Here is a 13,271-nt window from a genome sequence, read left to right as displayed (position 1 = left end):
CACTAAATTTTTGATCGATTTAAATGACATTCAGACCGGATGAGAGCGACAACTCACTCGAGATTGATTAAAATATCAACAAATTAATTCTATGTCATTTGGCCAAAAGGAGTGAAATGTCATGCTATTTAACACCCTTTTGGGTTTGAACATACTTTGTATCGGGCTTTATTTTTATGTTCTGATCAGCCAAAAAAACAAAAATTATTATCTCAGTATTCTCATTCGTTTAATGACTTTAGGATTATTTGGCTTGGTTATTTTCGATCGTTATGAAACACAGAATCATCTGATCATGTTATTGCTCTTGTGGGTAGGCTTTGAAAGCATGGAGCAGTTTTACGCTAGAAAAAAATCCAGTTCAGTAAAATAAAAAAGAGGCTTGCGCCTCTTTTCAATTCATCGGAATTTAGTCTTTATTCATGATAAAGAAATATTGACGATAATATTTCAGTTCTGCAATCGAATCGCGAATATCATCCATCGCCAGATGCGAGGCATTTTTCTTGAGACCGCTCATGATTTCCGGGCGCCAGCGTTTGGCTAGTTCTTTCACTGAAGAGACATCCAGATTACGGTAATGGAAATACTGTTCCAGTTCAGGCATCAAACGGTGCAGGAAGCGACGATCCTGACAGATCGAGTTACCACACATCGGTGAAGATTTTGGATTGACCCATTTTTTCAGGAATTCAAGGGTTTGCTGCTCGGCATCCTGAGCGGTCAGTTTACTGCGACGCACACGCTCAATCAGACCGGACTGACCATGCTGGCGAGTGTTCCACTCATCCATGGCATTTAACAGACGTGCAGGCTGATGTACCGCAAGCACAGGACCTTCAGCCAAAATATTCAAATTGTCATCGGTTACAATTGTTGCAATTTCAATAATTTGATCATTGTCTGTGTCTAGACCTGTCATTTCAAGGTCAATCCAAATCAGGCGGGTATCAGCGGTGCTGCTCATAAATGTGCAATCTTATTGGGTTTAAAAACAACTATAGTAGCAAATTAATTACATCTTGGGTGTCATTCGGGGGCTGCTTCATGCTATTTTTGCCATCTGATTTACCCGGTTTTTTTAGGATATGAATGGCCTTAATACGTAAGCGTCGTCTGACAGAGCAACAACAGCGCCGCATTCAGAAACAACAGAAAACACGTCAAGAAGATCTCGATACCTCCAGTGATCTTGAAGGTTTAGTGGTGCAACATTATGGCCGCCAACTTGAAGTGCAAGCTTTGTCTCGCCCTGACATTCACCCTGAAAAACCTGTGGTCGCCGATGGTGAGCCTGAACCTTTCTGGAAAGAGATTGAACTGGACAGCGTCTGGCGCTGTCATACTCGAACCAATCTGGATTTATTGGTCACGGGTGACCGGGTCAAATGGCAAGCCGATCCGAATACCGGTTTAGGAATTATCACCGCGATTCATCCCCGAAAATCCTTATTGACACGCCCCGACCGCTATCACAAGGTTAAACCGGTAGCGGCCAACATTTCACTGATTGTGATCGTGTTTGCACCATTGCCTGAGCCAGCGCCGGGCCTGATCGACCGTTATCTGGTGGCCTGTGCCGATGCCGATATTCCTGCATTGCTGGTGATGAATAAAGCCGATTTGTTAAAAGAAAACGATCCGATTCTGACTCTGCTGCAAGAATATCAAGATCTCGGTTATGAAGTGATGCAGACCCAATCCGATGGCGACCTGACTGCACTGTCTAATCGTCTGGAAAATGAAACGGTGGCTTTCGTCGGTCAATCGGGTGTGGGTAAAAGCACGCTGATTAATGCCATCGTGCCGGATGCCGCACAGAAAACCAATATTATTTCGGAAAACTCGGCACTCGGTCAGCACACCACGACGTCAACGCGCTTGATCGGTTTTGGTGAAGGTGCGGCCCTGATTGATTCTCCGGGAATTCGTGAATTTGGCCTGTGGCACCTGACTTTAGATAAGGTACAAAGCGGCTTTCCTGAAATTGAAAACCTGCTCGGCCATTGTCAGTTCCGTAACTGTACCCATAAGCATGAAAAACAATGTGCTTTGCGTCAGGCTGCGGCCGCAGGTGAAATTTTACCGCGCCGACTGGACAGCTATTTACGTTTAATCGACGAAATCACTGAAGCACAGCAAAAAAATTAATTTTCTTAACCCTTGGCCCTTGAAGCGGTGATTTTGATCACCATATTTATGAGCTATACTCTTGGCAATTTTAAAATTGTAATTAGGTGAATTGTGGAACGTTGGTTCGAGTTTATGGGGAATCACCCCTTCTTATTTGGAACACTCGCGGTATTAGTGGTTTTGTTCTTCATTATCGAAGGTCAACGTAACGGTCGCAAAATTTCTCCGCAATCGCTGGGAATTTTAGTCAAAGCAAAAAATGCCATGCTGGTTGATCTACGTGATGCCAAAGACTTCCGTGAAGGTCATATCAGCGGCAGCCGTAATATTCCATATAGCCAGATTACAAAACATGTTGAAGAGCTGAAAGCATCTGATCGCCCTTTGGTGTTCATTTGTAACCTTGGACAGGTGGCTGGTACTGCATTACAGCAGGTTGGTCATGCCGATGCCTACCGTCTTGATGGCGGCGTCAGCAACTGGAAAGCTCAAGGTTTACCTTTGGTGAAAAGCAAATAATCCACGAACAGGAGATTGATCATGGCTGAAGTTACTATTTACTCGACGACAGTGTGTCCTTATTGCGTGCGTGCAAAACAGCTACTGGAACGTAAGGGTGTGGCATATAAAGAGATTAACTTGTCTCAAGAAGCGCCTGAAGTACGTCTTGAATTGATGCAGCGTACCAATCACCGTACCGTGCCACAAATTTTTATTAATGATCAGTTCATCGGTGGTTTTGACCAACTTTATGCTTTAGAGCGTGAAGGCAAACTTGATGAATTGCTGGCTTAACCTTACTAAAATTATCACTTCATATTAAGGATCAAAAAATGAGTGAAGAACAACAAGCTCAACCACAATTGGCATTAGAGCGTATTTATACCAAAGATATTTCTTTTGAAGTTCCTGGGGCGCAAGTTTTTACCAAGCAATGGCAACCTGAGTTAAACATCAATCTTTCTTCTTCTGCAGAAAAAATTGATGAAACTCATTTTGAAGTAGCTTTGAAAGTCGTGGTTCAAGCGACCAACGAAGGTGATACCGCGTTTATCGTTGATGTGACTCAAGCCGGTATTTTCCTGGTAGATGGCGTTGAAGAAGAGCGTCTTCCATACATCCTAGGTGCATACTGCCCGAACATCCTGTTCCCTTTCCTACGTGAAGCAGTGAATGATATGGTGACTAAAGGCAGCTTCCCACAATTGCTATTGACTCCAATCAACTTTGATGCTGAATTTGAAGCCAATATGCAACGTGCGCAAGCTGCTGCTGTGGATGGTCAAGCTTAATCGCTGTTCTTCAAATCTAAAAAAGACCGCTTATGCGGTCTTTTTTATTGCCTTGAGTGGCCTCCCCCTTTATCAAAGGGGGAATGAGGGGGATTTTAATCATTTCCTCACTCAGAGAAAGAAGTCATTCCCCTCTCTCTAACTCTCTCCCTGAGGGAGAGAGGATTTATAGGACTTATTCCGCATCCGCCATCAAATCAGCGCTCATACCTACCGTATTGAAACCGGCATCGACATACAGGATTTCACCGGTAATTCCGTTAGCCCATGGCGAGCACAGGAATAATGCGGCATTACCGACATCTTCAATCGTCACATTACGTTTCAGTGGTGCAACTTTCTCATTCAGGTCAAGCATTTTACGGAATGATTTAATACCTGAAGCTGCCAAGGTACGGATTGGACCCGCAGAGATCGCGTTCACACGAATACCTTCCTGACCCAAGCTAGACGCCAAATAACGTACGCCTGCTTCTAAAGAGGCTTTGGCCATACCCATCACGTTATAGTTTGGCATTACACGCTCAGAACCTTGATAGGTCAATGTCAGCAAACAGCCTTGACGGACTTGCAGCAAAGGTTTTGCCGCACGTGCCATTGCAATAAAGCTATAAGCACTGATGTCATGTGCAATATTAAAGCCTTCACGATCCGTGATCTCGGTGAAGTCACCATCTAGCGTATGTGCCGGTGCAAAACCGATAGAATGCACTACGCCGTCCAGACCATCCCAGTGTTTAGCCAGTTCGGCAAATGCATGGTCAATTTCAGCATCGACTGCCACATCACAAGGAAAAACCAGTTTCGAACCAAACTGTTCAGCAAAGTCATCTACCCGCTTTTTCAGCTTTTCATTTGGATAAGTAAAAGCCAATTCAGCACCTTCACGATGCAATGCTTGAGCAATACCAAAAGCAATCGATAATTTACTCGCAATGCCCGCGATCAAGAAGCGCTTACCCGCCAAAAGTCCTTGTGCCATGTGAATCTCACCTAAAAGAATGTATATGGCATGATGCCAAGTCTGAAGCATTTTAGAAATTGCATAATGCACCTTTTTTTCGATTTATGATGAACTGGGAATTTAAGACTGAGTTAAGAGTATTAACTTAAATGGTCAGATGCAGGGCCTGATGAGTATTTTGCCAGAGCTGTTCAGCCAGTTCCTCTTTGTGCATATGCAGGCTCTTTGCCAGTCCTTGCAGCACATAAGGTAAATTTGCAGGTGTATTTCGGGTACGTTGCTCGGTCGAGCTTTGACAACAGAGTGGCGTCATATCCGGACAGTCAGTTTCCAATACCAAATGTTCTGGTCCGACATACTGCACCACTTGATGCAATTTTTTGGCATTTAGATTGGTGATTTGCCCGGTGATGCCCAGTTTGAATCCCAGCTTGATAAAAGCCTTGGCTTCCTCAATCCCACCACCAAAGGCATGCGCAATGCCGCCCTGTTTAAACTGCTGCTGTTTTAAAATCTGCAAAACCTCCGCATGCGATTTGCGGATATGCAGCAAAACCGGCTTATCAAATTGCTGTGCCAGTTCAAGCTGTGCAGCAAAAAAATCTTTTTGCTTCTGAAAAATTTCCGCCTGTTTGTGCTGTTTTAAAAAGGTATCCAGACCGATTTCGCCAATGGCAATGCATGGTTCAGTTTTGAGCAGCCGTTCCAAATCGTATAGATGTTCAGCCTGATGCTGTTCAATATAAAACGGATGCAAGCCGGGTGCCAAATGGCTTTGCGCGGCATTTTCCAGATCATTGATGAAGTGATGGGTCCTTAACAAATCTTGAAAACGGTTTTGCAAAAAACCAATTAAAACCAGATGATCGACACCTACCGCTTTGGCCGTATAGGCCAACTGTTCCCGATCAGGATCAAAATCGGGAACATCAAAATGGGTATGCGTATCAAACAGTTTTAAGGTCATTTGGCTTTTGCAGCAGATGCTGGCTGTGCCTCGGAGGCAGCTTTTTCAGTTTGAGGCAGATATTCGGGTTTCAGCACACCTTGTAACTGCTCATAAGGAATCATCAGACGTGGCAAGCCAACAACATATGGCCCAATTTCATATTCGGCATATTGCAATATCAAGCCGTCTTTGCCCAGATAGAAGTTATCGGTAAGCTTGAACTTCCAGGCCTGTTCATATTCGGCGACATCTTTGGCCAGCTTGGACTCTACCACCCAGGTTTTAAACGCATCATAAGCACGCGCTTCCAGTTGGGCTTTCTGTTTGACCGCAATAATGTCATCCAGCTTGATCAGCTTTTTCTGTTCCAGATCAAAATTATAATAAGTCTGTGCAGATGCCCCGTGTGCGCCTCCCAGATAATAACTGCTGTTCAAAACTACTGTCGCTAGAGGATCACCCGAATGCAGAATCTTGGGCTTAATCATCAGGCTAATACTATGACTGGCACTCAGGGCCTTGAGCTCTTTATCCAGATTCAAGAAAGTCTGCATATAAGGTTGAGTTTGCTGCTCAAGCTGCTGTTTTGGTGTCACCACTGTTGCTAAAGCAGCTTTGGGTTCAGAGGCGGCAACGTCTGCTTCGCTGGCAGCGCTCACTTTTGCCGGTTCAATCGCATCAAGAGACAGGATATTTTTCAACTGTTGCAGAATCTGCTGGTCGATCCATTCATCAATAAAGCTCTGATTACTGTTCAGACGTTCGATCGAGATTTCCGGACAGCTTTTGTCTTCACATTCTGGAATCGCCAGCTTGAGCTTTTCGGTATCGCCGTTGAGTTTAAGTGCTTCAGCTTCGGCTTGTACCACTTCGGAAGTACTTGATTCTTCCGGCTCATTACTCTTTGGCTGACAGGCACTCAGCAAGATCGCTGACGCCAGTATGGATAGACAAAAGATATTCTTGTATTTTGGCATTCATTCACCTTTTTGGAACCTGTAATCTTGCAGGATCATGAGCTTTAAAACATATGCTGATAGATATCAGCTTTCAAGACCTGTTGTGTTTGTTGTTTTGTTAAATAAATATCCAGTTGTTTGGCGTCTTTGCTAATTTCATGGCTGCGAAAATGCAGACCAATACCTTCCTGATCAAAAAACCAGTCAGCTTGTCCCCAATACAGTTTTTTCGGCGCTTTCTGCTGCACTTGCTGATCATTTTCTTTGAGCCATGTCTCATAGGCTTGCTGAATAATCTGATCCATTAATAACTGTTGCTTAGGATCGATAATATCCAGTGGGGTCAGCATTTTCTGCTGGTGGCGATCAGCCACAAAAAAATAATAGCGCTCATGCACGCTGACATTTTCCTGTTTGGTATCGACCCCGATCTGCATCAATACATATTGATTGCGCTGGTAAGGAATACGGGTATATAGCGACAGTTCATAAGCCTTGTTCAAATTGAGCTGCGCCTGCCAGGCATCCGATTTTTTTACATAGGCATTGATCGCCTGCTGTAAATTCATGTCCTGTTTCAAGCCGATTTGATCCTGGATCACTTTGGCCTGCTGCTTTTCAATCCATTGGTTCATCCATGGATCAACCGTATGCAAGGTCTGAATATCCAGATTGATACAGTTTTTATTTTCACAAAATGGCAAGGCAATCTTGGCCGGCTGCTCTTGAATATTCAGATAAGGCAAAACATCTGCGGTCTGCTGAGCTGCGGTGATTTTCTCATTTTCCGGAGTATTAACAGGCTCTTTTTCGCTTTGATCACAGCCACTCAGGACAAGACTTAAACCAATCACAGAACCGAGGACGACTTCCTTGCTGAGCTTCATTCTCTTTGCTATATCTATCGAGTTATTAATTGCTTAAATGTAGCATAAAATAAAACAGCTTCCGGAGAAGCTGTTTGATATTTTTAAACTTTAGCTGCGGAACGTTAAAGTTTAGTGTTCACGCGTATTGTGGAACACGATGTCCGGATAACGTTCTTGCATCAGCTGCAAATTCACGCGGCTTGGTGCAAGATATGTCAAATGACCACCACCATCGACAGACAACTGGTCATGAGCTTTTTTCTTGAATTCGTTGAATTTCTTCTCGTCATCGCAAGACACCCAACGTACTGTGTTGATGCTGACCGGTTCGTAAACACAATCAACTTTGTATTCTTCTTTCAGACGGTAAGCCACCACTTCAAACTGTAGCACACCCACCGCACCCACGATCAGGTCGTTGTTATTCTGCGGCATGAATACCTGAGTCGCCCCTTCTTCAGACAGCTCTTTCAGACCTTTTTGCAATTGCTTGGATTTTAGTGGATCTTTCAAGCGGACACGACGGAACATTTCAGGCGCAAAGTGAGGAATACCGGTGAACTGAAGTTTCTCACCCGAGGTAAATGTATCACCGATCTGGATGGTGCCATGGTTATGTAGACCAATAATATCACCCGGCCAGGCTTCTTCAAGATGCTGACGATCGCCAGCCAAGAAAGTTAAGGCATCGCTGATACGCACATCTTTATCCAGACGTACATGCTTCATCTTCAAGCCTTTTTCATACTTTCCTGAACAGATTCGCATGAAGGCAATACGGTCACGGTGTTTCGGATCCATATTGGCCTGAATTTTAAAGACAAAACCGGTGAAGCCTTCTTCATCTGCTTCTACAACACGATCTTGAGTCGGATGGGCTTTAGGAGATGGCGCATATTGACTGAAGGCATCCAGAACATGGTCGACACCAAAGTTACCCAAGGCTGTACCGAATAGAACAGGCGTTTGACGACCGGCCAGGAATTCTTCACGGTCTAAAGGCTCATTGGCCATTTGTACCAGTTCCAGCGATTCTTCAAATGCCGCCCAAGCCAGCTCACCGACTTTCTCACGAAGATCAGGATAGTCATAACCATCACGCACTTCGATCTCAGTAATCACTGAACCGAAACCGGCTTTATACACGTAGAATTTTTCTTCGATTAAATTAAATACACCGGCAAAATCACGGCCTGTACCGAGTGGCCAAGTGATCGGGACACATTTAATTTTCAGAACGTTTTCGATTTCATCCAGAAGCTCGAGTGGCTCACGGATTTCACGGTCCATTTTGTTGACGAATGAAATGATCGGTGTATCGCGCATCCGACACACTTCCATCAGTTTAATGGTACGGTCTTCGACACCTTTTGCACCATCAATCACCATCAGCGCAGAGTCTACCGCAGTTAAGGTACGGTAGGTATCTTCCGAGAAGTCTTCATGTCCCGGAGTGTCCAGAAGATTAATCATCTTGTCTTTAAAAGGAAATTGCATCACTGAGGTGGTAATCGAAATACCACGCTCTTTTTCCATTTCCATCCAGTCCGATGTTGCGGCCCGGTCAGATTTACGGCTTTTTACCATCCCGGCCACCTGAATGGCCTGACCCCATAACAGCAATTTTTCTGTCATGGTGGTTTTACCGGCATCGGGGTGGGAAATAATAGCGAACGTACGTCGCTGGGCGACTTGTGCCGCCAGTTCTTGCTTAAAGCTCATGAAATATACCTACTGCTCAATGCACAGCATTCGAGATCAAATTCGATCAATATGAAAAAATTGGCGATATTGTAGCAGAGTTTCAGTGTGGTGTTCCGTGAGCCATGTCGTCTATCCTGACGCTCAATCAATTAGAGCGTTATTAATGAAATTGTAAACTTTCTAGTCGTTGTTCATCTACCGGCAAGCCCAGTAAAAAGCCTTGTAACTGTTCACAACCGAGCCGGGTTAAAATTTCCGCTTGCGCTTCTGTTTCAACACCTTCGGCGGTTACCACCAAGCCCAGTTTCATGGCCAGCTGAATAATGCTTTCCAGAATCATTTCTTCTTTGGAGCCGACTGCCAGATTTTTGATAAATTCACGGTCAATTTTTAATTCATCTACGGCGAAATTCTTTAAATAGAGAAAGCTTGAATGCCCTGTACCAAAATCATCAATGGCTAGACGGATGCCCATTTGTCTTAAACGCTTAAAGCTGCGCATACTCACATCAATATGATGCATGGCAGTCGATTCAGTAATCTCGATCATTAAATGCTGAGGACTGATTTTATATTGTGCAAATAATTTCTCTAAAGTACTAAATAGATGCTTATGCTCAAATTGTACCGCAGACAAATTAACCGCAACAGGGAAAAATTCGGTATGTGTATCTTGCCATTTTTGAATTTGCTGACAGGCCAGTTCCAATGCCCAATAGCCCATTTGAATAATCAGTCCGGTTTTTTCAGCTGCATTGATAAACAAATTCGGGCCGAGCAGCCCCAACTGGGGATGGTTCCAACGAGTTAATACCTCTACCCCACACAAGCTACGATCTTTGGTTCGAAACTTGGGCTGATAAAACAGCACAAACTGCTGCTCTTCCACGGCTTTATATAGGTCATTAATCAGGGTGCTTTGGCTTTTGCTTTCATCCTGGTCGGTAGAATAATTAAAGACTGAATAGGTATTGCGTCCCTGATACTTGGAACTCAGCATGGCGGCATCGGCATTGACCAGCAGATCCTGTAAATTCTTGCCGTGCTCCGGATACATAGCAATGCCAATACTGCCCGAGATATGAATACTCTTGCCTTCAATCAAGAAACTTTCCTGAATCAGCTCAAGAATCTGTTCTGACATTTTTGCAGCTTTGGCGACTGAGGTATTTTCCAGTACCAGCAGAAATTCATCGCCACCGATTCTGAGCAGCTTGGAATGATGACCTAATAACAGATGAATCCGCGTGGTCAACTGAATCAGCAACTGATCGCCGACCAGATGACCAAACACATCATTGACCGCCTTAAAACGGTCCAGATCAATGTATAAAAAGGCTATTTCATGCTGCTGTTCGGACTGACCTGAAAACAGCAGACTTGCATATTCAGCCAGATACAAACGGTTAGGCAATTTGGTCAGATTGTCCTGAATTGTCTGATTTTCAATTTGTTGATTGGCCCATGCAAGCTGACGGTTGCGTAATCCCACACGCAGTTCGGACACGATGATACAAATCAGCGTTACCAGGAGCAATCCACTCATAAGTACCACGGCCAGAAATAGCTGATCATGTGCCTGAACTAATTCCGGTAACTGTTGCATATGGGCGGCAGTAAAATTGAATGACATCATGCTAATAGAGTGCATGCCAAAGATGCCGAGTGCGATCACACCTAATACGAGAACTGCCCGGAAAAATGACCAAGTACTTCTGGCACTTAACCAGAGGGTAAACATAGCGGCAATACATATCACCAGAACAGACAGGAGCATCAAGCCCAAATTCATCTCGTATTTATTCAGCACAAAATCTGCTGTCAGCCCGATAAAATGGATCAACCAGATGAATAGGCCCAATAGCATGGCGGTTAGCATTAAATTGAAGGTTTTAAAGTTTGGCTGTGAAGCGCCTGAAGCAAATTTTTTAATCCGTGCGATGAGATAGCAAGCAACCAATGCAGAAAGAACGGACCCGATGAACAGACCAATATCATGCTGAATATCAATCATATAAAATGTTCCCCATCGGTGATCATTTTTATTATTCTCTGCACTGATATTTCCATTTTCACCCGATCAAATTTGAACTCAGTAAAATCTCAAGACTGACTATCCATGCAAGCCAATTGGTCTGCAACAACATCAGTCTTAACTAAAATTTAGAATTTATATTTCTTTCTTTTGAAGTTGAGAATTGCCCCAAAAATAAAACTCAACAGAAAAATAAAATACAACTTATATATTAGAAGTGTTTCAAATTTAAGCAAATATTTAGCTTCATTTTTTTAGCTCATTTATTCGATCACCATCACAATTTTTTTCTTTTTATTTAGACAGATGGCACTTCATAGCAAAATTTTATTTGGATTTTTGTGCAGATTTACAAAATAAAAAAATAGCCTGTCGAAACAGGCTATTTTTATCAACGATCAATGAGGCTAAAACTTAGGGTTTTGCCTGTAATTTGGCATAGTCCAGTAACACATTTGCCGCTTCAATTACAAACGCTTCTTCTTCAGGCAGAGCCGGACGTTCTTTGGCCTTCATCTTGGCACGTGTTTCAATCAAGGCATCCAGTGAAGCCTGATAACTTTCCCAGTTTGGATAAGGTTTCAGACCTGTTGCAGCACGACGAGTGTTTTCTGCGTCCAGCGTTTTTTGCTCCATGGCAATCAACTCAGCTTTACGCTGTTGCAAGTCCAGTACCTGACGTTTCTCTTCTTCAGCTTTCTTCATCACGGCTTTACGCTGTTCTAAATACTTGAACTGAGAATCCAGTGTGACCCGTTGCTGAGAAAGTTTAGCCAATTCAGGAACGTATTTCTGTACTGCACCTTCGCGTTTAAATGGTGCCGTTGGAATAGTATCCCACTGCAGGGCATTTTTGGCCTTACGCTCACCAAACTCCTCGTTATAAATATCGACCAGTTTAATGTCCGGAACGACCCCTTTATTCTGGGTACTGCCACCGGTCACACGGTAGAATTTACGCTGCGTCAATGTCGCCTGACCATGTGCCAGACTATCCAATTGTACTTGTGCTGTACCTTTACCGGTGGTAGTACTGCCAATCACAATCCCGCGTTCATAATCCTGAATCGCAGCAGAGTAAATTTCACTGGCCGATGCAGAGGCAAGATTCACCATCACTGCCAGTGGACCTGCATAGGTTTGTGCGCCGCCATCATCATCCTCAAAGACGCTGACATTGCCATTGCCATCACGGATCTGTACCACTGGACCAGACTTGATTACCTGCCCCAACATACGTGCCACTTCTTCCAGTGAACCGCCCGGGTTATTCCGCAAATCGACAATAATTCCGGCAACATTCTTCGCTGCCAGCTCTTTCAAGGCTTTGTTGGTATCTTCAGACACCGAACGATAATCGGTACCGGCACGGCGTGCGCGATAGTTCAGGTAGAACGACGGAATTTCGATCACACCATATTGATATTTTTTACCGTCACGTTGAATGTCGACTACACGTGTACGTACACCAGCATCTTCTTCCTGAATCACGTCACGGGTAATAGTCACATTACGTGCCTGCCCCATGGCAGCACCCGCACCGAGTAAGCGTAAAGTGACTTTCGTGCCACGTTTACCACGAATCAGACCGACAATTTCATTACTTGGCCAGCCAATGACATCGACCATCTGTTCGCCGTCTTGGGCCACACCAATGATACGATCACCTGATTTCACCTGACCAGATTTGCTGGCCGGACCACCTTCAACGATGGTTTCAATCTTGGTGTAATCTTCATTACCACGTTCCGGACGAATCGATACGCCGACGCCTTCCAGCTGTAAAGTCGTCTGGCGATTCAGCTCCATCGCATCGACAGGCGGGAAGTAATTACTGTGCGGATCATAAGTCAGCATCATCGCGTTCAGTGTCTTGTCAAGCACATCATCGCTCTTGATGCGGCTGAGACGTTCCAGCTGACGGGTATAACGCTTGGTTAAGGTTTGCGCAGGCGTCAGATCTTCAGGACCCGTGAGGTCTTGTCCATTGGCCAATTCCGGATTGGCTTTCAGCGCTTTCTGCTTGGCCAATTCCTCTTCTTTACTGATGGTCAGATTGATCAGCTGAGACACCAGCATTTTTGACCAGTGCGCGCGCTGTTCAGCTTCAGTTTTAAAGAACGGTGCTTTTTCACGATCCGTTTCGATATAAACATTTGGCTGATTCAGATTCTGCGGTTTTTTCAGCTCATTCAACATGTAGGTGTAGAACTGGTGCAATCGCTGTTGATATTGCGCATGCATTTCATAAGGACCAGACAAATTGCCGGCTTTCAGATTGGCACCAAAATTGGCACCATAGCGTTTCTTATAGTTTTCAACTTCTGGAGCCAAAAACAGACTATGTTCCGGATCAAGACTATCAA

At 44.3% G+C, this 13,271-nt stretch carries 13 protein-coding genes; 5 read left to right on the top strand and 8 right to left on the bottom strand.

Annotated features, from left to right (window positions below; translation table 11 throughout):
• The first annotated feature begins 121 nt into the window (after positions 1-121).
• Positions 122-373 carry a hypothetical protein gene (locus Q9R21_RS08520; protein ID WP_004733081.1) on the top strand — a complete coding sequence of 84 codons (252 nt, stop codon included), beginning with the start codon at positions 122-124 and terminating at the stop codon, positions 371-373.
• A 36-nt stretch (positions 374-409) separates the two neighbouring features.
• On the opposite strand, the gene orn is transcribed toward Q9R21_RS08520, so the two are convergent.
• On the bottom strand, positions 410-967 hold the full coding sequence (gene orn, locus Q9R21_RS08515) for an oligoribonuclease (protein WP_044109923.1): 558 nt from the start codon (positions 965-967) through the stop codon (positions 410-412).
• Between the two features lie 125 nt (positions 968-1,092).
• Here orn and rsgA point away from each other — a divergent pair, with 125 nt between their 5' ends.
• From rsgA to secB, 4 genes are all read left to right on the top strand, one after another.
• The gene (gene rsgA, locus Q9R21_RS08510; RefSeq protein ID WP_005103207.1) at positions 1,093-2,151 is read left to right on the top strand and encodes a ribosome small subunit-dependent GTPase A; all 1,059 of its coding nucleotides are present in this window, start codon (positions 1,093-1,095) and stop codon (positions 2,149-2,151) included.
• Between the two features lie 93 nt (positions 2,152-2,244).
• The gene (locus tag Q9R21_RS08505) at positions 2,245-2,652 is read left to right on the top strand and encodes a rhodanese-like domain-containing protein (protein ID WP_004647440.1); all 408 of its coding nucleotides are present in this window, start codon (positions 2,245-2,247) and stop codon (positions 2,650-2,652) included.
• A 21-nt stretch (positions 2,653-2,673) separates the two neighbouring features.
• Positions 2,674-2,928: a glutaredoxin 3 gene (gene grxC / locus Q9R21_RS08500; protein WP_004278388.1), complete on the top strand. Its 255-nt coding sequence runs from the start codon at positions 2,674-2,676 to the stop codon at positions 2,926-2,928.
• 38 nt (positions 2,929-2,966) lie between these two features.
• Complete coding sequence (gene secB / locus Q9R21_RS08495; RefSeq protein ID WP_004647439.1) at positions 2,967-3,425, top strand: protein-export chaperone SecB; 459 nt, start codon at positions 2,967-2,969, stop codon at positions 3,423-3,425.
• A 175-nt stretch (positions 3,426-3,600) separates the two neighbouring features.
• Here the strand turns inward: secB and Q9R21_RS08490 are convergent, their stop codons facing one another.
• The 7 genes from Q9R21_RS08490 to Q9R21_RS08460 form a co-directional block, all read right to left on the bottom strand.
• Positions 3,601-4,407: an enoyl-ACP reductase gene (locus Q9R21_RS08490; protein ID WP_004647438.1), complete on the bottom strand. Its 807-nt coding sequence runs from the start codon at positions 4,405-4,407 to the stop codon at positions 3,601-3,603.
• Between the two features lie 127 nt (positions 4,408-4,534).
• On the bottom strand, positions 4,535-5,356 hold the full coding sequence (locus tag Q9R21_RS08485; RefSeq protein ID WP_311204264.1) for a TatD family hydrolase: 822 nt from the start codon (positions 5,354-5,356) through the stop codon (positions 4,535-4,537).
• Positions 5,353-6,315, bottom strand: a complete 963-nt coding sequence (locus tag Q9R21_RS08480) for an RsiV family protein (RefSeq protein WP_311204263.1) — start codon at positions 6,313-6,315, stop codon at positions 5,353-5,355. Before Q9R21_RS08480 ends, Q9R21_RS08485 begins: the two co-directional genes overlap by 4 nt.
• A gap of 44 nt (positions 6,316-6,359) precedes the next feature.
• On the bottom strand, positions 6,360-7,184 hold the full coding sequence (locus Q9R21_RS08475) for a hypothetical protein (protein ID WP_005103197.1): 825 nt from the start codon (positions 7,182-7,184) through the stop codon (positions 6,360-6,362).
• Between the two features lie 111 nt (positions 7,185-7,295).
• Entirely contained in the window at positions 7,296-8,888 is a 1,593-nt protein-coding gene (locus tag Q9R21_RS08470; RefSeq protein WP_004647433.1) for a peptide chain release factor 3, read from the bottom strand.
• 142 nt (positions 8,889-9,030) lie between these two features.
• A complete protein-coding gene (locus Q9R21_RS08465; RefSeq protein WP_311204262.1) occupies positions 9,031-10,884 on the bottom strand; it encodes an EAL domain-containing protein in 1,854 nt (617 codons plus the stop codon).
• A gap of 435 nt (positions 10,885-11,319) precedes the next feature.
• Positions 11,320-13,271, bottom strand: a 1,952-nt coding sequence (locus Q9R21_RS08460; protein ID WP_311204261.1) for a carboxy terminal-processing peptidase, incomplete at its 5' end; no start/stop codon positions are given.

Origin of the sequence: Acinetobacter sp. RG5, assembly GCF_031844265.1 — a bacterium.
Lineage (GTDB): Bacteria > Pseudomonadota > Gammaproteobacteria > Pseudomonadales > Moraxellaceae > Acinetobacter.
Note: the sequence above shows the minus strand (reverse complement) of the source record. Positions and strands in the feature narration are given on the sequence as shown.

What these genes read in the sequence shown, in the direction of transcription:
- Q9R21_RS08520 (WP_004733081.1), top strand. Translation starts at nt 122, where the DNA reads ATGCTATTTAACACCCTTTTGGGTTTGAACATACTTTGTATCGGGCTT.
- orn (WP_044109923.1), bottom strand. Translation starts at nt 967, where the DNA reads ATGAGCAGCACCGCTGATACCCGCCTGATTTGGATTGACCTTGAAATG.
- rsgA (WP_005103207.1), top strand. Translation starts at nt 1,093, where the DNA reads ATGGCCTTAATACGTAAGCGTCGTCTGACAGAGCAACAACAGCGCCGC.
- grxC (WP_004278388.1), top strand. Translation starts at nt 2,674, where the DNA reads ATGGCTGAAGTTACTATTTACTCGACGACAGTGTGTCCTTATTGCGTG.
- secB (WP_004647439.1), top strand. Translation starts at nt 2,967, where the DNA reads ATGAGTGAAGAACAACAAGCTCAACCACAATTGGCATTAGAGCGTATT.
- Q9R21_RS08490 (WP_004647438.1), bottom strand. Translation starts at nt 4,407, where the DNA reads ATGGCACAAGGACTTTTGGCGGGTAAGCGCTTCTTGATCGCGGGCATT.
- Q9R21_RS08485 (WP_311204264.1), bottom strand. Translation starts at nt 5,356, where the DNA reads ATGACCTTAAAACTGTTTGATACGCATACCCATTTTGATGTTCCCGAT.
- Q9R21_RS08480 (WP_311204263.1), bottom strand. Translation starts at nt 6,315, where the DNA reads ATGCCAAAATACAAGAATATCTTTTGTCTATCCATACTGGCGTCAGCG.
- Q9R21_RS08475 (WP_005103197.1), bottom strand. Translation starts at nt 7,184, where the DNA reads ATGAAGCTCAGCAAGGAAGTCGTCCTCGGTTCTGTGATTGGTTTAAGT.
- Q9R21_RS08470 (WP_004647433.1), bottom strand. Translation starts at nt 8,888, where the DNA reads ATGAGCTTTAAGCAAGAACTGGCGGCACAAGTCGCCCAGCGACGTACG.
- Q9R21_RS08465 (WP_311204262.1), bottom strand. Translation starts at nt 10,884, where the DNA reads ATGATTGATATTCAGCATGATATTGGTCTGTTCATCGGGTCCGTTCTT.